Source organism: Dactylosporangium sp. NPDC000521 (genome assembly GCF_042898305.1).
Classification (GTDB): domain Bacteria; phylum Actinomycetota; class Actinomycetes; order Mycobacteriales; family Micromonosporaceae; genus Dactylosporangium.
On the sequence record NZ_JBIAYW010000004.1, the window covers coordinates 519,847 to 538,127 of the forward strand.

The 18,281-nt window shown below is 74.1% G+C and carries 19 protein-coding genes; 11 read left to right on the forward strand and 8 right to left on the reverse strand.

Translation table 11 applies throughout. The features are described from left to right. Positions 1-20 precede the first annotated feature (20 nt). Both ACFY3L_RS16630 and ACFY3L_RS16635 read left to right on the forward strand, forming a co-directional pair. Positions 21-764, forward strand: coding sequence for a methyltransferase domain-containing protein (locus tag ACFY3L_RS16630; protein WP_389323807.1), 744 nt, complete (start codon positions 21-23; stop codon positions 762-764). Positions 765-807: 43 nt separating this feature from the next. Further along, entirely contained in the window at positions 808-3,009 is a 2,202-nt protein-coding gene (locus ACFY3L_RS16635; protein ID WP_389323810.1) for an ATP-dependent RecD-like DNA helicase, read from the forward strand. Here the strand turns inward: ACFY3L_RS16635 and ACFY3L_RS16640 are convergent. The 4 genes from ACFY3L_RS16640 to ACFY3L_RS16655 all read right to left on the reverse strand — a co-directional run bounded on the left by ACFY3L_RS16640 (position 2,999) and on the right by ACFY3L_RS16655 (position 6,294). Continuing rightward, positions 2,999-3,796, reverse strand: coding sequence for a DUF4184 family protein (locus tag ACFY3L_RS16640; protein WP_389323813.1), 798 nt, complete (start codon positions 3,794-3,796; stop codon positions 2,999-3,001). The genes ACFY3L_RS16635 and ACFY3L_RS16640 overlap by 11 nt on opposite strands. Positions 3,797-3,826: 30 nt before the next feature. Next, positions 3,827-5,062 carry a glycoside hydrolase family 3 N-terminal domain-containing protein gene (locus ACFY3L_RS16645; RefSeq protein ID WP_389323816.1) on the reverse strand — a complete coding sequence of 412 codons (1,236 nt, stop codon included), beginning with the start codon at positions 5,060-5,062 and terminating at the stop codon, positions 3,827-3,829. Positions 5,063-5,330: 268 nt separating this feature from the next. After that, complete coding sequence (locus tag ACFY3L_RS16650) at positions 5,331-5,855, reverse strand: hypothetical protein (RefSeq protein ID WP_389323819.1); 525 nt, start codon at positions 5,853-5,855, stop codon at positions 5,331-5,333. Positions 5,856-5,904: 49 nt separating this feature from the next. Then, positions 5,905-6,294: a BlaI/MecI/CopY family transcriptional regulator gene (locus tag ACFY3L_RS16655; RefSeq protein ID WP_389323822.1), complete on the reverse strand. Its 390-nt coding sequence runs from the start codon at positions 6,292-6,294 to the stop codon at positions 5,905-5,907. An 89-nt stretch (positions 6,295-6,383) separates the two neighbouring features. Between ACFY3L_RS16655 and ACFY3L_RS16660 the strand changes: the two genes are divergently transcribed. The 8 genes from ACFY3L_RS16660 to ACFY3L_RS16695 all read left to right on the forward strand — a co-directional run bounded on the left by ACFY3L_RS16660 (position 6,384) and on the right by ACFY3L_RS16695 (position 13,280). Next, positions 6,384-7,298, forward strand: coding sequence for a M56 family metallopeptidase (locus ACFY3L_RS16660; RefSeq protein WP_389323825.1), 915 nt, complete (start codon positions 6,384-6,386; stop codon positions 7,296-7,298). Positions 7,299-7,320: 22 nt separating this feature from the next. Continuing rightward, a complete protein-coding gene (locus ACFY3L_RS16665; protein WP_389323828.1) occupies positions 7,321-7,548 on the forward strand; it encodes a hypothetical protein in 228 nt (75 codons plus the stop codon). Positions 7,549-7,588: 40 nt separating this feature from the next. Next, on the forward strand, positions 7,589-8,080 hold the full coding sequence (locus tag ACFY3L_RS16670; protein ID WP_389323831.1) for a sigma-70 family RNA polymerase sigma factor: 492 nt from the start codon (positions 7,589-7,591) through the stop codon (positions 8,078-8,080). Continuing rightward, positions 8,077-8,793 (forward strand): hypothetical protein, encoded by a 717-nt coding sequence (locus ACFY3L_RS16675; protein WP_389323834.1) that lies wholly within the window; start codon positions 8,077-8,079, stop codon positions 8,791-8,793. The genes ACFY3L_RS16670 and ACFY3L_RS16675 overlap by 4 nt, the downstream gene beginning before the upstream one ends. 118 nt (positions 8,794-8,911) lie before the next feature. Next, positions 8,912-9,607 (forward strand): FadR/GntR family transcriptional regulator, encoded by a 696-nt coding sequence (locus ACFY3L_RS16680; RefSeq protein ID WP_389323837.1) that lies wholly within the window; start codon positions 8,912-8,914, stop codon positions 9,605-9,607. After that, entirely contained in the window at positions 9,604-10,791 is a 1,188-nt protein-coding gene (locus ACFY3L_RS16685; protein WP_389323840.1) for an MFS transporter, read from the forward strand. The genes ACFY3L_RS16680 and ACFY3L_RS16685 overlap by 4 nt, the downstream gene beginning before the upstream one ends. Positions 10,792-10,914: 123 nt before the next feature. Then, positions 10,915-11,673 (forward strand): DUF4253 domain-containing protein, encoded by a 759-nt coding sequence (locus ACFY3L_RS16690; protein WP_389323843.1) that lies wholly within the window; start codon positions 10,915-10,917, stop codon positions 11,671-11,673. Between the two features lie 113 nt (positions 11,674-11,786). Further along, on the forward strand, positions 11,787-13,280 hold the full coding sequence (locus ACFY3L_RS16695; protein ID WP_389323846.1) for an alkaline phosphatase PhoX: 1,494 nt from the start codon (positions 11,787-11,789) through the stop codon (positions 13,278-13,280). A gap of 98 nt (positions 13,281-13,378) precedes the next feature. Here ACFY3L_RS16695 and pip read toward each other — a convergent pair whose 3' ends face one another. Further along, the gene (gene pip / locus ACFY3L_RS16700) at positions 13,379-14,338 is read right to left on the reverse strand and encodes a prolyl aminopeptidase (RefSeq protein ID WP_389323849.1); all 960 of its coding nucleotides are present in this window, start codon (positions 14,336-14,338) and stop codon (positions 13,379-13,381) included. A 37-nt stretch (positions 14,339-14,375) separates the two neighbouring features. Here pip and ACFY3L_RS16705 point away from each other — a divergent pair, with 37 nt between their 5' ends. After that, positions 14,376-14,840, forward strand: a complete 465-nt coding sequence (locus ACFY3L_RS16705) for a MarR family winged helix-turn-helix transcriptional regulator (RefSeq protein WP_389323852.1) — start codon at positions 14,376-14,378, stop codon at positions 14,838-14,840. A gap of 60 nt (positions 14,841-14,900) precedes the next feature. Here ACFY3L_RS16705 and ACFY3L_RS16710 read toward each other — a convergent pair whose 3' ends face one another. The 3 genes from ACFY3L_RS16710 to ACFY3L_RS16720 all read right to left on the reverse strand — a co-directional run bounded on the left by ACFY3L_RS16710 (position 14,901) and on the right by ACFY3L_RS16720 (position 18,209). Continuing rightward, a complete protein-coding gene (locus ACFY3L_RS16710; RefSeq protein ID WP_389323855.1) occupies positions 14,901-15,365 on the reverse strand; it encodes a hypothetical protein in 465 nt (154 codons plus the stop codon). A gap of 17 nt (positions 15,366-15,382) precedes the next feature. Further along, on the reverse strand, positions 15,383-17,686 hold the full coding sequence (locus tag ACFY3L_RS16715; protein WP_389323858.1) for an MMPL family transporter: 2,304 nt from the start codon (positions 17,684-17,686) through the stop codon (positions 15,383-15,385). Positions 17,687-17,855: 169 nt separating this feature from the next. Further along, positions 17,856-18,209, reverse strand: a complete 354-nt coding sequence (locus ACFY3L_RS16720) for a DUF3618 domain-containing protein (protein WP_389323861.1) — start codon at positions 18,207-18,209, stop codon at positions 17,856-17,858. Positions 18,210-18,281: the final 72 nt, after the last annotated feature.

The window sequence follows — 18,281 nt, forward strand, 5'->3', positions numbered from 1 at the left end:
ACGGGGAATCAGCTTTGGATATGAACTACGCACGGGTGTTCCAGCACACCGGCGCGGTCGACAAGTATGAGCACGTCACCTACGCACCCGGCAGCTACGCGTCGCGGATCAACGAGCGGCAGCGGGCCTACCTGCGGGCCCTGGTCCGGCGGTCGTTCCCGGACCGGCGGCCGGTCCAGCACGACTTCGCCTGCGGCACCGGGCGGGCGATCCGCAGCCTGCACGGGCTCGTCCGGGAGGCCCACGGCTACGACACGTCCGCCGACATGCTCGCCAAGGCCGCCGAGGTCGGCACCCGGGCGCAGCTGCACGCGATCCCGGCCGACGGCCCCGTGCCGCAGCCCGCACCGGCGGACGGGCCGGCGCTCGTCACCATGTTCCGGCTGCTGCTCAACGTCGACGACGCCGTCCGCGACCGGGCCCTCGCGTTCGCGGCGAAGGCCCTGCCCGACCCCGGCGCCGGGCTGCTCGTCATCGAGAACCACGGCAACACCAACTCGCTGCGGCACCTGCGGGCGCACCGGCTGCGGGGGCAGCGGTGGTTCGCCGAGCTGTCGCACGACGAGATCGACCGGCTGCTGGCCAGGCACGGGTTCGAGACCGTGGAGCGCCGCGGCTTCTCGATGCTGACGCAGGGTTGGTACGAGCGGCGCGGCCTCGACCGGATCGCGCGAGGTGTCGACTCGGCGGCGAGCGTGCTGCCCGGCACCGACCGGTACGCGGTCAACGTCGTCTACGTCGCCCGCCGCGTCCGGCCGAGCTGAGCCGGATTGCCAGGAAGGTGGCGGCGAGGGCACCATGGTGCGCGTGCCGCCACCTGCCGCTTCCCGCCCCCCGCCGCAGGTGCTGGAAGCGGTCCTCGAGCGGCTCACGTACGCGAACGAGGAGACCGGCTACACGGTCGCCCGGGTCGCCACCGGGCGCGGCACCGACCTGCTGACCGTCGTCGGGGCTCTGCTCGGGGCGCAGCCCGGCGAGAGCCTGCGGATGCGGGGCTGGTGGTCGTCGCACCCGCAGTACGGGCGGCAATTCGAGGTCGCCTCCTACACGACGGTGCTGCCCGCCACGATCCAGGGCATCCGCCGCTACCTCGGCTCCGGGCTCATCAAGGGGATCGGCCCGGTGTTCGCCGAGCGCATCGTCGACCACTTCGGCCTCGACACGCTCACCGTCATCGAGGAGCACCCCGAGCGCCTTGTCGAGGTGCCGGGGCTGGGGCCGAAGCGCACCGCGAAGATCACCGCGGCGTGGCAGGAGCAGAAGGTCATCAAGGAGGTGATGGTCTTCCTCCAGGGCGTCGGCGTGTCGACGTCGATCGCGGTGCGCGTCTACAAGCAGTACGGCGACAAGTCCATCGACGTGGTGAAGACCGAGCCGTACCGGCTGGCCACCGACGTGTGGGGCATCGGGTTCAAGACCGCCGACGCGATCGCCCAGGCCGTCGGCATCCCGCACGACAGCCCGGAGCGGGTGAAGGCGGGCCTGCAGTACACCCTCTCCGAGGCCACCGACGGCGGGCACTGTTTCCTGCCCGCCGGGCGCCTGGTCGCCGACGCCACCAAGATCCTCGACGTGCCGGCCGCGCTCGCCGCGAGCTGCCTCGACGAGCTCGTCGCCGAGGAGGGCGTGGTGCGCGAGACGGTCCCGGGCGAGGACGGGCCGGCCGTGTACCTGGTGCCGTTCCACCGCGCCGAGCAGTCCCTGGCCAACGCGGTGCTGACCCTGCTGCGCCACCGGGCCGACCGGATGCCGCACTTCCACGGCGTCGACTGGACCCGCGCCCTCGCCTGGCTGAAGACGCGCACCGGTGCCGACCTGGCGCCCGAGCAGGAGCAGGCGGTCCGGCTGGCGCTCACCTCGAAGGTCGCGGTGCTCACCGGCGGCCCGGGCTGCGGCAAGAGCTTCACCGTCCGGTCGATCGTCGAGCTCGCCGCCGCGAAGAAGGCGAAGATCCTGCTGGTCGCCCCGACCGGCCGCGCCGCCAAACGCCTGTCCGAGCTGACCGGGCAGCCCGCCGCGACGGTACACCGGCTGCTGAAGTTGCAGCCCGGCGGCGACGCCAGCTACGACCGGGACAACCCCCTCGACGTCGACCTTCTCGTCGTGGACGAGGCGTCCATGCTCGACCTCATCCTCGCCAACAAGCTGGTCAAGGCGGTGCCGCCCGGCGCGCACCTGCTCCTCGTCGGCGACGTCGACCAGCTGCCGTCCGTCGGCGCCGGCGCCGTGCTGCGCGACGTCCTGGATGCGGCGGTCGTGCCGCGGGTACAGCTCACGCAGGTCTTCCGGCAGGCCGCCGACTCCGGCGTCGTCACCAACGCGCACCGGATCAACGCCGGCCTGCCGCCGGTCGTGCGGGACCTGCGCGACTTCTTCCTCTTCCCGTGCGACGACACGGAGGCCGCGGCGCAGCTCACCGTCGACGTGGTGCACCACCGGATCCCGGCGAAGTTCGGCCTCGACCCGCGCCGCGACGTGCAGGTCCTCGCCCCGATGCACCGCGGCCCGGCGGGCGCCGGCGCGCTCAACGCCCTGCTGCAGGAACGCCTCACCCCGGCCCGCGACGGCCTGCCGGAGCGCCGCGCCGGCGGCCGCGTGTTCCGCGTCGGCGACAAGGTCACGCAGATCCGCAACAACTACGAGAAGGGCCAGGCCGGCGTCTTCAACGGCACCCTCGGCGTCGTCACCGCCCTCGACCCCGACGAGCAGACCCTCACCGTCCGCACCGACGAGGACGAGTCCATCGACTACGACTTCGACGAGCTCGACGAGCTGCAGCACGCCTACGCGATGACCATCCACCGCTCCCAGGGCTCCGAGTACCCCGCCGTGGTGATCCCGCTGACCACGAGCGCCTGGATGATGCTGCAACGCAACCTGCTCTACACCGCCGTCACCCGCGCCAAGCGGCTCGTCGTCCTGGTGGGCTCACGCCGCGCCCTCGCCGCCGCGGTCCGCACCGTCGGCAGCGGCCGCCACACCGCTCTCACCCACCGCCTCAGCGGTTGACGCCGCCGATCCCTGGTCGCCTTGTGGTGAGGGCGCGGTGCACGGCCGCGGCGGCCATGAGGGCGGCGGCGGTCACGCCGAGGATGCGGGCGGAGACCACCGCCGGTTGTGGCACCGCCGGCAGGAAGCGCACGTACCGGCGGCGGGGCTGCGGCGCGAGCGCGGCCGCCGCGGTGCCGGCCGCGCCGACCGCGGCCGCGGTGCCCCAGAACGATCCGGGCCGTCGCTGGACGCGTGGCGCCGGGCCGTGCCACGCGGTGAGCCGGCGGGTGCGGCCCAGCCTCGCCGACATGGCGAGCCACGCCGCCGCGCCCACGGCACTGGAGGCCAGGTGCAGCGGCATCCACGCCGGTACACCCGGCAGCACCTCCCGTGCGAGGCGCGGCATCCCGACCTTGGTGCCGGTCACCGTGTCGTGCGTCAGGTGGTCCCAGGCGACGTGACTGGCGGCGCCGATGAGCGCCGAACTGGCCGTGACCCACCACGGGTGCCGGGCCTGGCCGAGGGCACCGTAGTCGCGGACGGCGAACGGGCCGAGGTCCGGCAGGTGCGCGGCGACCTCCGGAGCCGCCCGGCGCACCAGCATCGTCGCCGCGGTCGTGGCGGGCACCGACGCGAGCACGCCCCACCACGTGTGCCCCTTGGTGAACGGCGGGTGGCAGTGCAGCGCGTACGGCAGATCCGGCGCGGCCGACCCGATGACCAGGGCGACGCCGTCGAACCAGGAGGGTCGCCACAGCTTCAGCGGCAGGACGGCGGCGGCGTGCGAGGGGAAGGTGGCGGGCATGATCGCGACTGTAACCGGAGCCGCCGCGCTTCATGTGCCGCAGCGGACCAGCCCGGCGCGGACCTTGGCGCGGACCACCCGGGTCGCGGACTCGGTCACCCGGGCGGCGAACGCGGGGTCATCCTTCGCGGCGGCCACCAGCGCCTCGGTCCACGGGCCGGCGTCGGACAGCTTCACCGACAGGGCCACGTCGCCGCCGGCCTTGATGAAGCGGACGGCGCGCTGGCCGAGCGGGACCGAGGCGACCGCGGTGGCGGCGCCCAGGTCGTCGGAGAGCACGAGGCCGTCGAAGCCGAGCTTCTGGCGCAGCAGGCCGGTGACGATCGGCGTGGAGAACGCGGCGATGTTCGCCGGGTCGAGCTTCGGGTACGCCGCCGAGGAGATCATGACCGCCGCCGAGCCGGCCGCGATGCCGCTGGTGAACGGCTGCAGGGCCGGGTCGTCGGCGGTGGTGAGGTCGTCGCGGGCGCCGGTGGAGGTGTCGGTGTTGACGCGGACGCGGCCGAGGCCCGGGAAGTGCTTGAGCGTGGCGAGCACGCCGGCGCCCTGCATCGCGGTCACGACGGTGGCGACGTCGGCGGCGACGGGCTCGGGGGTCGGGCCGTACTGGCGGTCGAAGCCGCCGATCGGCGGGTTGGCCTTGCCGACCGACGCCGGGACGACGTCCGCGACCGGGGCCAGGTCGATGGTGACGCCGATGGCCTTGAGCCGGCCGACCCACTCGGCGGTGTGGGCCTTCAGCGTCGCGTCGTCCTGCTTGCCCTGGTTGACCGCGGACGGGATGGGCGGGAAGTCGTCGCCCTTCAGCGTCTGGACCTGGCCGCCCTCCTGGTCGACGCCGATCTGCAGGCCGAGCCCCGACGACTTGGCCGCGGCCGCTTGCAGCTGCCCGATCGACTGGCGCAGCGACGCCGCTGACGCCGTGCTCCGGCCGGCCAGGAAGATGCCGCCGAGTTGGTACCGCTGAATCGGCTGGACGGCGTTGAGCGGCGTCCCGATCGGCGTGCCGATCATGAGGAGCTGGCCGACCTGCTGCTCCAGGGTGAGCTTCGCGACCAGGGCGGCGACGCAGTCACCGCTCGGCGAGGCGGACGGCGACGCCGGGGTGCTCGTGCTGGCACCCGCCGGCGTGCGGGCGTCGGATGCCGGTGTACCGCGACCGGCCGCGACGAACCACAGCCCCGCCCCGGCCACGACGAGCAGCGCGGCGACGACGGCGAGGGTCCACCTGGGGAACGGGCCGATCCGGCCACGATGGCTAGCCATGGGCCGCTCCGTCCGTGGGGTTCGCAGGGTGCCCGACCGGGTGGACGTTACCCGGCCCTCACCAGCCGGTCCTCGCCAGCCCGCACCGGACCACCGGCAGGCCGGCGGCTCGGCGGCCGCCCGCCCACCGGCCCACGACGGAGCGGGATGACCGCCGGCGGAGCGAGGCGGCCGATGGCCTGCCGGCCGATGCCGCGGAGGGCGACGCGGGGGCGGAGCGAGGGCGGCACGGGCGGACAGAATGCGGACGGTCTGCCGCCGGGGCCGGTCAGCCCGCGGCGGAGCGGGGCAGGCGGTGGTCGGGCAGCTGGTGCAGCCACAGGGCCAGGGCGCGGACGGTCTCCCGCTCGAAGGCGGCCTTCGCGCGGGTCACGGCGGCCGCGCCGGCCACGTCGTCGGCGAGCGCGTGCATGCGGGCACGGGTGACGGCGAGTCCGCTGCGGATGAACATGTCGAACGTCGCCTCGTCGGCGGACTCCACGGCGAGCATGCCGCGCACGTAGACGTCCTCGATGCTGACGTCCGGGGGCAGGGCGCACAGCCAGGTCCGCTGGCGCTGCCGGCCGGCGGCGGTGAGCGAGCAGGTGCGCCGGTTGCTGCTGGCCATGCGGGCCGGGACGGCGGCGTCGACCCGCAGGAAGCCACCCCGCTCCAGCCGCGTCACCGACGCCATCACGCGGACGATGTCCATCCGCTGGGCGCTGCCGAAGATCTCGTCGTGGCGCCGCATGAGCTCCCACGCGCTGCTGTCACGGCCGCCCAGCAGGGCGAGCAGCACGTCGTCGAGCACCAATGCCAGGCACCTCCCGCCGAACTTCTACACGACGTAGAAGTTAGCAGAGTCAGTCCTCGGGGTGCTCCCGCAACAGCGCGCGGAGGGTCTGCTCGTCGCGGTCGTCGAGAGTGCCGACGAACCGGCGCAGCACCGTCGCCCGGTCGGGCTCCTCGGCGAGCAGGCGGCTCATCCGCTCCGCGACCAGCCCGGCCGCGTCGCGCAGCGCCCCGTAGCGGAACGCCCGGCCGTCGCGGTGCCTGGTGACGGAGCCCTTCTCGTGCAGGCGGGTCAGGGTGGTCACCACGGCGCTGTACGACAGCGCACCGGCGGGATCGAGCAGGTCGCGGACCTCGCCCGGGGTGAGCGGCCCGGCGGCGGCGCCCAGGACCGTGATCACCTGCGCCTCGAGCTGTCCGGGCCGGCGCCGGCGGTCGCCCGGTGGCGGTGGGGTACTCATCGCGACGACTCTATCGAGCCGTGGACGGCCGCCGCTGACCCGACCTGGCTAGAGTGCGAGGGGCACGGACGCGGCGCGAGGGGAGGCACATGTTCGATCATTTCGTGTGGTCGGTGGTCGTGGTGCCGCCGCTGGTCCTGCTCGTCGTGCGCCTGCTCGCCGACCGGCTCCCGCCCGCCGGCGCGGCCCGTGTCATCGCCTGGTCCGCGGCCGTCGTCGCCGCCGCCAGCACCGTCAACCTGCTGCTGTTCGCGCTGAAGGCGGTCGCCCAGGTGCCGGTCGTCGCCGGCGTGTTCGGCTGGTCGGCGACGGTCGTCACGGCCGACACCGCCGCCGAGCCGTGGGCGCCGTGGCTCAGCGTCGCGCTGCTGGCCGCCGTCCTCGTCTCGGTCACCCGCCACTGGCGCCACCACCGCGACGTCCTCGCGCTCGGCCGGTCCGCCGGCGACGGCACCGCGCTCGTCGTGCTGCCCGACGCGGAGGCGAAGGCGTTCGCGGTGCCCGGCCGGCCCGGCTACGTCGTGGTCACCACCGGCATGCGGTCGCTGCTGACCGACCGGCAGTTCGACGCGCTGCTCGCGCACGAGCAGGCACACCTCGCCGGCCGGCACCACCGGCTGGCCCGCCTGGCGGGCACGGCGGCCGCCGCCCACCCGGCGCTGTGGTGGGTCGCGAAGCACGTCGACTACCTCCTCGAGCGGGCCGCCGACGAGCAGGCCGCCGTCGAGGTCGGCAGCCGCCGCACGGTCGCGCACGCCATCGGTGCCGCCGCGCTGGCGACCTCCGATGCGGCCACGGCCGGATCGGGCTGGTCGGTGCTGCACGTCGCGATCCCCCACGGCATCGTGCCGCGCCGGGTGTCGCTGCTGCTGACCCCGCGCAGCCGGCCCGCCGCGGGGCTGCTGACCCTGCTGCCGGCCGGGCTCGCCGCGTTCAGCGTCGCCTGGTCGGTCGAGGCCGCCGTCGACCTGGTCGAGCTCATCATGACGGCCCGCGGACGCTGACCCCGGCGCTCCGTCACCGGGCATGACCGGCGAACGGGTCCACATCTTCCTGGCCCGCGACCTGACCCAGGGCGACGCCGAGCCCGAGCCGGACGAGGATCTGCGGCCGGCGTGGGTACCGCTGGACGAGGCCGTCGAGCGCGTCCGCGCCGGCGCCATCACCAACGGCCTCGCCGTCGCCGGCCTCATGGCGGTGGTCACGAACTCGGCGGCGAGCACGAAACTGGCGGCGAACACTAGAACCGGGTAAGCGATTCCGTGCCCCGGAGCGTTCATGAGGCGTGGGGCACATGGAGTTCACCGAGTTCTACCGGTCGGAGCGCGACCGGTGCCTGCGGGCCGTGCTCGCCGGCGTCGCGGACCGCCAGGTCGCCGAGGACCTGGTGGCCGAGGCGTTCACCCGGGCGTGGATGTCCTGGCACAAGGTGCGGCGGCATCCGGCGCCGCGGGCCTGGATCGTCCGCACCGCGCTCAACCTGCGGGTGTCGTGGTGGCGCCGGCACCGCCGTGAGGTCGGCCTCGGTGACGGGGACGCGGACACCGCCACGGCGAGCGGCGAACCGGACGGCGGCGGCCTCGACCCGGCGCTGCTGCGGCTGCTGCGCGCCCTGCCACCCCGGCAGCGGGAGGTCATCGCGTTCCGCGTCTTCCTCGACCTCGACACCGCGGCCACCGCCAAGGCCCTGGGCATGGCCCCGGGCACCGTCACCGCGCACCTGTCCCGGGCGATCGCGACACTGCGCGGCCATCTCGTCGTCAACCACAGTCAGGAGCAGTCATGAACGACCACGACACCGACGTCCTCGACACCCTGCGGGGCTCGCTCGACGCGGTCACGATGGGCACGCCCGTCGAGGACATCGTGACCGCCGGCCAGGCCCGCCGCAGCCGCCGCCGGCTGGCGGCCGTCGCCGCCGGCACCGTGGCGGTCGCCGGCGTCGCGCTCGGCGTGGCGAGCCTCGCCAACCCGCCGGCGGCGCCCCCGGCCCCGATCGCGGCCCCCGGCACGAACACCGCGACCGAGGTCCACGTCCGGACGGTCGCCTACACCGTCGACTCCCGGGCCGACGGCACGGTCCAGGTGACCTGGACGAAGCGTCAATGGTTCGAGGACCCCGCCGGCCTGGAGGCGGCCCTGCGGCAGGCCGGCTTCCCGGTGGTCGTCAAGGTCGGCGAGTTCTGCGCCGGGCCGGGCGACGACCTGACGCTGGTCCACGGCACCGGTCCCGGCGTCACCGACGTCGTGCGGCCCGTGCCGGGCGCCGACGCTACGTTCGTCTTCGACGCCTCGGCCCTGCCGCCCGGCAAGCAGCTGTTCATCGGCTACCTGAGCCCGGCCCAGCTGGAGGTCACGGGCGGCTCCCCCGGCTCGGTGGAGCGCCTGGTGTCGATCGACACGCCGCTGACCTGCACCACCGTGGCCCCGCCGCGCGAGGGCCGCCCGGCCGGCGGCGAGGCGGACCCGTCGGCCAAGCCGGCCAAGCCGGCCAAGTAGACCCGTTCAGCAGCTGCCTCGGCGCCCGTCGGTGCCGGGGCAGTCGCATGTCCCGACCGCGGTCAAAAGCAGGCTCGCGTCAGCGCTCCAACTGTCCTACCATCCAAATGTCCTACATTTGGAGGTCGATGTGCTGTCGAGCCCGCAACGGGCCGTGCCCCTCGCCACACAGGTCGCCGGTCAGTTCAAGCAACTGATCGCGGCCGGTGACTGGCCGGTCGGCTCCCGGATCCCGCCCGAGCACCGGCTCACCGAGCAGCTCGGCGTCAGCCGCAACACCGTCCGGGAGGCGTTGAGCGCGCTCGTACACCTCGGACTCCTCGAAGCACGTCCCGGCGACGGCACCTACGTGCGCGCCGACAGCGAGCTGCAGGTCTCCCTCGGCAGGCGGGTCGCGGAGGCCGACCCCGACGACGCCTTCGAGGTGCGGGCACTGCTGGAGCACCGCGGGTCGCGCCGGGCCGCCCTGCACGCCACCGCCGAGGACGTCGCCCACCTGCGCGAGCTCCTCGACCGGCGGGACGCCGCCCGCACCGGCGACCTGGCGGGCTTCGTCGAGGCCGACTTCGCGTTCCACCGCGCCGTCGTCATCGCCGGCGGCAACCCGCTGCTCGCGGAGCTGTACCAGCACCTCAGCCCCGTCATCACGCAGACGATCAGCGACAGCGCCGCGCTGGACCACGACAGCACCGTGCACGACCTGCACCACCACCTGGTCGCCGCGATCGAGGCCGGTGACCCCGACGCCGCCGAGGCGTGCAGCGTCGCGCTGGTCGCCGAGGGCCGCGACATCCTGCGCGGGAGCGCGTCGTGACCGCCACCCTCGCACCCGTCCGGGCCCGCACCGGGCTGCTCGTCGTCGGCATCCTGCTCATCGCCACCAACCTGCGGGCCGCGCTGACGTCCGTCGGGCCGGTGCTCGACGACGTGCGCGCCGACCTCGGCCTGAGCGCGACCGCCGCAGGTGTACTGACCGCGCTGCCGCTGCTCGCGTTCGCGGGCTTCTCGCCGGTCGCGCCGCTGGTCGCCCGCCGGCTCGGGCTGGAGCGCACCCTCGGCCTGGGCCTCGCGGTGCTCGCCGCCGGCATCGTGCTGCGGTCGGTGCCGGTCGCCGGCGGGATCTGGGCCGGGACGGTCGCCATCGGCGCGTCGATCGCGTTCTTCAACGTGCTGCTGCCCAGCCTCGTCAAGCGCGACTTCCCGGACCGGGTCGCGCAGCTGTCCGGCGGCTACTCCGCCACCCAGAGCATCGTCGCGGCGGTCGCGTCCGGCCTCGCCGTGCCCATCGCCGGCCAGTCCACCGCCGGCTGGCGGATCGCGCTCGGCTGCTGGGTCGGGCTCACGGTCGTCGCCGCCGCCGTCTGGCTGCCGCGGCTGCGCGCCCGCCCGGCCGGCCCCGACGGCGGCACCGGCGCGACGGCCGCCCGCCGCTCGCCGTGGCGCAGCCCGATCGGCTGGCAGGTGACGCTGTTCATGGGCCTGCAGTCGCTGGTCTTCTACGTGATGGTCGCCTGGCTGCCGAGCATCGAGCAGGACCACGGGGTCAGCGCCACGACGGCCGGCTGGCACCTGTTCGTCTACCTGATCGCCTCGGTCGTGGCGAACCTCGCCGCCCCGCACCTCATGCGCCACCTGCCCGACCACCGGCTCGTCGCCCTGCTGTGCGCCACGGTGATCCTGCTCGGCGTGGGCGGCCTGCTGCTCGCGCCCGGGATCGCGGTCGTGTGGCTGGTGTGCGCCGGCCTCGGGGCGGGCCTGTCGCTCGTGCTGTGCCTGTCGCTGTTCAGCCTGCGCGCCGTCGACCACCGCCAGGCAGCGGCGCTGTCGGGGATGGCGCAGTCGGTCGGCTACCTCCTGGCCGCGTGCGGCCCCGTCCTCATCGGCGCGCTGCGCGACGCGAGCGGATCGTGGACGCTGCCCTTGGCGACGATGTGTGCGCTGATCGCGGTGATGGGCTGCTTCGCCGTCCTCGCCGGCCGGGACAGGGTGATCGGCTGACCCGCCGGAAGGTCACCGACGGCCAGGCATCGCGACAGCCGGATCCGCCGGGCGACGGAGCCGCGGCGCCGACTCGCGCCCGGCGGCTGCGCGACCCGGCGCCGATCGGCTACGGTCGTGCGGGTGTCCGCGAAGCGTCTGACGCTGCCCGCCCGGGTCAAGGCCCTCACCGTGCCGCTGCCCCCGGGCGGGACCATCCGGCCCGACCTCGACGACGACGAGCCGGCGGTGCTCTGGCTGAGCAAGACCTCCCCGCCGCCGGGCCTGTGGGAGGAGCTGCGCGCCGCGCACTCCGCCACCGGCCTGTGGCCGCTGCTGCTGACGCACCTCGACGGTGACCCGTGCCGCCCGTGGATCGAGGGTGAGCTCGTCCCCGGCGACATGTCCGACCCCGCGGACCACGACCCGGCGGCGCTGCTGCCGAAGTGGTGGGCGGAGGCCGACGGTGGGCACGGCCCGTGGCCCGGGCTGGCACCCGGAGCGGGCGTCGACCCCGCCGACGCCGACGCGACCGCCGACCGGGAGGCGGCCGCGCTCGTCGGGTCCCGCCGGCCGTGGCGGCTCGGCCTGGTCGCCGCCGGTCGCGGCGCCGACGCGCTCACCGTCGTCGGCTGGGACGGGCCCGCCAACCACACCGGCGACACCGCCCACATCAGCGCGGTCCTGCGCAGCTGGGAGCAGCGCTTCGGGGTCAGGGTCGTCGGGGTCGGCTTCGCCGAGCTGTTCCTGAGCGTCGCCGCGCCGCCGTCCACAGTGGATGAGGCAGCGGCGGTCGCCGCTGAGCACTTCGCGTTCTGCCCCGACACCGTGCGGGGCGACGACCTGTCCGGCTACGCCGCGGGCCTCATCGGCACGCCCGCCTGGCACTTCTGGTGGGACTGACCGCACGCTGTGCGGGTCGGCGACGTGCATCGTTCGCCTTGTATTTCCCCGCGGTTCACCGACGTCTCAGAGGCTGCGAAGGAATCAAGCAGACTTCTTTGGAGCGTGCCAGCGTGACTGTTTCTCGCCGTCAAGTTCTCAGTGGTACGGCCGCGGCGGGCGTCGGCCTGACCGTCGCCGGCGCCCTGCCGACCCTGGCCGAACCCGCCCTCGCACACGAGGAGCACCGGCCGTCCTCCGGCGGGCGCCCGTTCCCGCCGCTGAAGGACGACCCGAACGGCATCCTCGCGCTGCCCGAGGGCTTCTCGTACACGATCGTCACCCGCGAGGGCAGCACGGAGATGTCCGGCAACCAGGGCAAGACGCCGGGCTACCACGACGGCACCGGCGTCGTCGCCGCCGGCCACAACAAGCTCACGATCATCCAGAACCACGAGCTCAACCCGCACACCATCGTGTACGGCGTGCCGCACATCGAGGGCACCGTGTACGACCCGGGCGCCCCGAACGCGGGCGGCTGCACGGTCATCACCACCGACGGGCAGGGCCGGCGCACCGGCGAGTGGGTCGGCATCTCCGGCACGCTGCGCAACTGCGCGGGCGGCGTGACCCCGTGGGGTACCTGGCTGACCTGCGAGGAGACCACCGCCAACGCCGGCGCCACCTGGACCGCCGGCGGCCAGACCGGCACCTACCAGAAGGCCCACGGCTACGTCTTCGAGGTCTTCCCGGCCGAGTCCAAGAAGCAGCTGCCCAAGGCGATCAAGGCGTTCGGCCGGTACGACCACGAGGCCCTCGCCGTCGACCCGGACCTCAAGCACGTCTACCTGTCCGAGGACGCCAGCAGCCCCAACGGCCTGTTCTACCGGTGGCGCTCGACCGACGGCAAGCGCCTCGGCGCGGGCATCGCCAACTCGCTGGCCGACGACGCCGGCAAGCTCGAGGCGATGCAGATCCGCCTCGACGACGGCAGCATCCTGCCCGACGTCGCGTACCTCACCTCCGCCCAGATCGGCCGCCCGTTCAAGGTGACCTGGCTCGAGGTGCCGGACCGCGACGCGACCACCAAGCCGGTCCGCACCCAGTTCGCCGACGGCACGGTCACCCGCGGCAAGAAGTTCGAGGGCGTGTGGAGCACCCGCAAGGGCTGCTACATCGTCAACAGCTTCGCCTTCGGCGCCAACGACCTGCCCGCCGACGCGACGAAGCACGACGGCATGGTGTGGTTCTACGACTACTCCGACCAGACCATCACGCTGGTCTCGTACTTCCCGCACAACGCCGCCGCCGAGGGCGAGGGCCCGGCGCCGAAGTACGCCGACCTCACCTTCGACGGCCCGGACAACGTCACCGTCACCCCGTGGGGCACGCTCGTGCTCGCCGAGGACGGCGTGCGCGCCTCGCACGTGCTCAGCACGGTTCCGGGCGGCCCGACCTACGCGATCGCCCGCAACATGCTCAGCAACGGCACCTCCAACGGCGCGCCGACCTACTCCGAGTTCACCGGCCCGACGTTCTCCCCGGACGGCAAGGTCCTGTTCGTCAACATCCAGGTCCCCGGCATCACCCTGGCCATCACCGGCCCGTGGGGCCGTTACCTGGGCTGACCAGCGCTCCGGGACCCCGGCGGACGTCCGGGGTCCCGGAGTGAACTTCCACCGTCGGGTGGCGGGCGGTGCCGGCGGTCGCGCAAGCTGAGGGCCGGTCAGACGAACGAGTCGAGGGCCTCGCGGATCAGGGTGCGCATCGTGTCGCTGCCGGTGTGGCCGGAGTCCTCGACGACCGTGAGCGTGGCGTCCGGCCAGCGCTCGGCGAGCAGCCACGCCGTCTCCAGCGGGCTGCTGATGTCGAACCGGCCGTGCAGCAGCACACCGCGGATCCCGGCGAGCCGGTCGGCGCCGCGGATCAGGGCGCCCTCCTCCAGCCACGCGGAGTTGGCGAAGTAGTGGGTGCAGATGCGCACCATGGCGAGCTTCGCGTCGTCGGGGCGGCCGCTGTACGCGTCGGGCACGCCGTTCGGTTCGAGCGAGACGACGGTGTCCTCCCACGCGCACCACGCCTCCGCCGCCGCGGCGCGCACGGCCGGATCGGGCGAGCTCATCAGCCGCGCGTAGGCCGCGATCAGGTCGCTCGCGCTCACCGGCGTAAGGTCGCCCGCCGGTGCCACGTGATCGCGGAACGCCGCCCACTGCGCGGGGAAGAAGCGGCCGACACCCTCGTACAGCCAGTCGCGCTCGCGGCGGCGGGTGGAGGTCACGCCGTCGATGACGATGCCGGCGACGCGGTGCGGGTGGCGTTCGGCGTACGCGAGGATCAGCGTCGACCCCCACGACCCGCCGAACAGCAGCCACCGGTCGATCCCCAGGTGCTCGCGCAGCCGCTCCATGTCGGCGACGAGGTGGTCCGTCGTGTTGTGCCGCAGGTCGGCGTCCAATGTGGACGCGTGCGGCGTGCTGCGGCCGCAGTTGCGCTGGTCGAACTGCACGATCCGGTAGCGCTCCGGGTCGAAGTAGCGCCGGGTCCGCGGGCTGCTGCCGGAGCCCGGCCCGCCGTGGACGACGGCGGCGGGCAGCCCGGCGGGGTTGCCGCTGACGGACCAGTGCATGAGGTTGCCGTCGCCGACGTCGAGCATGCCCTCGTCGTGCGGCTCGATGGGTGGGTACATGCCGGGGAGAATACAACAGTGCTGTTATATTAGTGCTGTGACATTCCTGGGCAGCCGGCTGCGACACCTCCTCGAACTGCTCGACGGCGACGTCGCGGGCGTCTACGCCGACCTCGGCCTGCCCGACATCCGGCCCAGGTTCGCCCCGGTCGTGCGCACCCTGGCCCGGCAGGGGCCGAGCACGATCCGCGACCTGGCCGCCGCGATCGGCGTCACCCACTCGGCGGCGAGCCAGACCGTCGCGGAGATGGCCCGGCAGGACCTGGTGCGCCTGGAGCCCGGCGCCGACGCCAGGCAGCGCATCGTCCACCTCACCGACCGGGCCGCCCGCCTCATGCCGACGATCGAGGCGGAGATGGCGGCGACCGACGCGGCCACCGAGGCGTTCGACGCGCAGCTGCCGTACCCGCTGAGCCGCCTCGTCGAGGAGGCCATCGCCCTGCTCGAGCAGCGCCCGATGCGCGACCGGATCGGCGAGGTGGCGGTCGAAGGGGAGGCGTGACCGCCACGTCGTGACCGCCACGTCGCGAACAGCACACCGAGCGCGAGGACGCGCGGCCGCTCAGCCCGACGCCGACGCCGCGGCGGCCGACTGGGCCTGCCACATGGTGACGACGACGCCGAGGACGAAGACCTGCACCGGCAGCGGGACACCCGGCAGGTCGACCTCGACGTCGCTGCCCCAGAAGCTGGTCTTGCGGATCGAGCCGACCTTGCGGCCGCCCGCGTGCAGGTCCTGGGCCTGGCTCCACACCGAGGCGCGCTGGAACTGGTACGTGAGGCCCCCCGCGGTGACCGTCCACTGCTTGCGGCCGACCCGGTCGGCGGTGGCGATGGTCTCGCCGGCCTTGTCCTGCATCGCGAAGCGGTTGCCCCACGCGTTGCCACGGACCAGGTAGGACTGGCCGGCGACGGTCAGCTGGCCGCCGCTGCGCCAGACCCCGCCCTCCCACGCGGCGACCGTGTGGCCCTGTTGCGTGACGGTGTAGCGTGCCCGCCAGACGCTGGTCCGCTTCGCGATCAGCATGCTCCGAGCGTAGCCACTCACCCGTCGGACGAGCCCGCCGTGCGAAGGTCTTGAGCGTCTCTTGAACCGTGCCGCTGTTCGATGATCATCGGTTCGGCGACCCGCCGCTCCTCGACCGGCGGTGCTTCGACGGTCGGGGCCACCGTCGAGCCCAGGACGCTCAGCAGCGCCGGGGCCAGCAGTGACCGGACGATGAACGCGTCGATGAACACGCCGACCGCGAGGGCGAAGGCGAGCTCCCGGAAGGGGCGCAGCGGCACGATCAGCAGCAGGCCGAAGCTCACCGCGAGCGTGAAGGCGGCCGTACGGATGGCCCGCGCCGAATGCGGCAGGGTGATCGCGAGCGCCTCGCGCAGCGGCCGGGTCCGGGCCTCGCGCCAGGCCGGCCCGATGCCGAAGATGTTGTAGTCGGAGCCGAGCGCGACGAGCAGCACGGCCGCCGCGAACGGGACGTAGAACGTGAGGCCGTCGCCGCCGAGGCGGTCCTGGAAGACGTACGTGGTCAGGCCGAGGGTGGCGCCGATGGCGAGGACGCTGCAGGCCAGCAGGCCGACCGGGGCGATCAGGGCCCGCAGGAACAGCACCAGGAAGAGCAGGTTGGCCAGCAGCGCCGCGATCGCGATGCGGCCCAGGTCGTGCACCGTCTGGTCGACGATGACGTGGGCGACGGCGGTGTCGCCGCCGAGGCTCGCCGTCGCGCCGTCGAGGCCCGCGTCGCGCAGCAGGCCGGGCAGGTCGCGGCCGAGCCGGCCGGCGGTGTCGACGGCCCGGGCGCCGAGCGGCTCGTCGGACAGGACCAGCAGGAAGCGCGCGGCGGCGCCGTCACGGGCCTGGAAGACGCTGAGCCCCTCCGGCAGGCCCTGGGTGCCGGGGCCGAGGACGGCGGCGACACCCGGCTCGCGGGACAGCGCCTGCTGCAGCTTCGCGAGCTCCGCCTGGCGGCCCGAGACGCCGGCGCCCTCGACGAGCACCTCGGTCGGCGACAGGATGCCGTCGGCGAAGCCGGTCTCCGCGGCGTCGGCCGCGACCCGGGTCGGGTGCCCAGGCGGCAGCGCCTCGACGAACGACACCCCGAGCCGGATGTGCTGCAGCGGCAGCGCGGCCACGACGAGCCCGCCGACGCACAGCAGCAGCACCGGCAGCGCGACCCAGCGCCGGGTCAGCAGCCTGGCCCACCAGCGCCCGCCGACCGGGGCGGGCTCGGCGCCGCGGGTGCCGAGCGGGCGGCGCAGCGGCGACCAGAAGATGAACCGGCCGAAGATCGCCAGCAGCGCCGGCACCAGGGTCACCGACACCAGCACGCCGATGAGGATGGCGAGCGCCATCCCGGGGCCGAACGCCCGGAAGGTCGGTGCGTCGGCGACGATGAGCGCGCCAGTGCCGGCGGCGGCGGTCGCTCCGGCGACCGCGATGATCGGGGTGTAGCGGGCGGTCGCGTGCCGCGCGGCGTCCAGCCGGGACTCCCCGGCGGCGAGCTGCCGGCGCGCCGCCGACAGGTAGAACACGACGTAGTCGGTGACGACGCCGAGCAGCAGCGCGACCAGCAGCGGCTGGGTCTCCTGCGGCACCGGCACCCCGAGCCGCTCCGCGAGCGCGCCGCCGACGTGCACGGTCAGCAGCGTGGCCACGCCGGCGACGCCGAGCGCGAGCAGCGACGCGATCAGCGACCGGAACGCGAACGCCACGATGAGGAACACCGCGCCGACGGTGATCAGCTCCAGGGTCGGCACCTTCGACTGCAGGATCCGGGTCTGCTCGACCCGCGCCGGCACCGAGCCGGTGATCCCGACGACGGCGTCGTCCGCGCTGTAGTGCGCTTTCACGAACTTCTCCGCGGCGACGACCTGGTCGGCGAAGGTGACGTCCGGGTCGGTGAAGAGCAGCGTCACGATCGTGGTGCTGTCCTCGGCGGAGCCCGGGAAGAGGCCGAGGGTGTTCATGACCGGGACCGCCGCGCGGATCGGTGCGGCGTCGGTGTACGTGCCGTCGCTGACCGCCCGCGCCCGGGCGACCGCCTCCTTCTGGGTCGCCTCCGGCAGCCCGTCGGCCTTGCGCTGCACCACGGCGACGCGGCTCAGCAGCGGGAAGCCGAACTTCTCGAACGAGCGCACCTCGCTGGCGACGGCCGGGTTGTCGGCGGACACCAGCTGCTCCAGGTCGCTGCCGCCCTGGCTGGTGGCCGGCAGGTACAGCACGGAGGCGGCGACCGCGGCGGCCCACCCGCCGACGATCAGCCAGCGCAGCCACACCACGAGCGCCGCGTATCCACGCATCAGCACGTTGGGCCGCCACCGGCTGCGAGGCTCCACGACGTCGGTCACGGTCCGGCACCCACTTTCCGGGAAGTTGGTTGTGTGGCCCGGTCAGTACCCCCGCGCCGGGACAGGAAAACAGTGCGCACCGATCGGTCGACGTCGTGGCGGGATCAGCCGGGCCGGCGGCCGGTGGCCTTGCGACCGTCGACCGCACCCGCCCGATCGACGGTCACCTTCACCACGGCGAAGAGCGCGCCCTGCGGCGGACGGCGAGGACGACGAGCACCGCGACGAGGGCGGCGCCGATCGCGGCGAGGGGCAGCGGTCGCCGCCGCACGACGACCGTCTTGTCCGAGACGGTCCCGGCGAGGCTCCTGGCGGCACCGGCGGCCGCGCCCTTGGCCCGCCCGGCCGCGTCGGCGGCGGCGCCCTTGGCCCGCTCGGCGGCCTGCGCCGCGGCGTCCTTGGCGCGCGCCTTCACGTCGGCCTTCGCGGCGAGGGCCTCGACCGTGTTGCCGAGCTCGGCACGGGTCCGCGCGATCTGCTCCCGCAGCAGCTGCTGTTCGTCGCCGGATCGGGGGATGGCCATGCTGCACCTCCGTTCATGTGCACGCGTGATTCCCTTGCCGTCCGGCAACCAAACACCCCGCAGGAGCGCCTC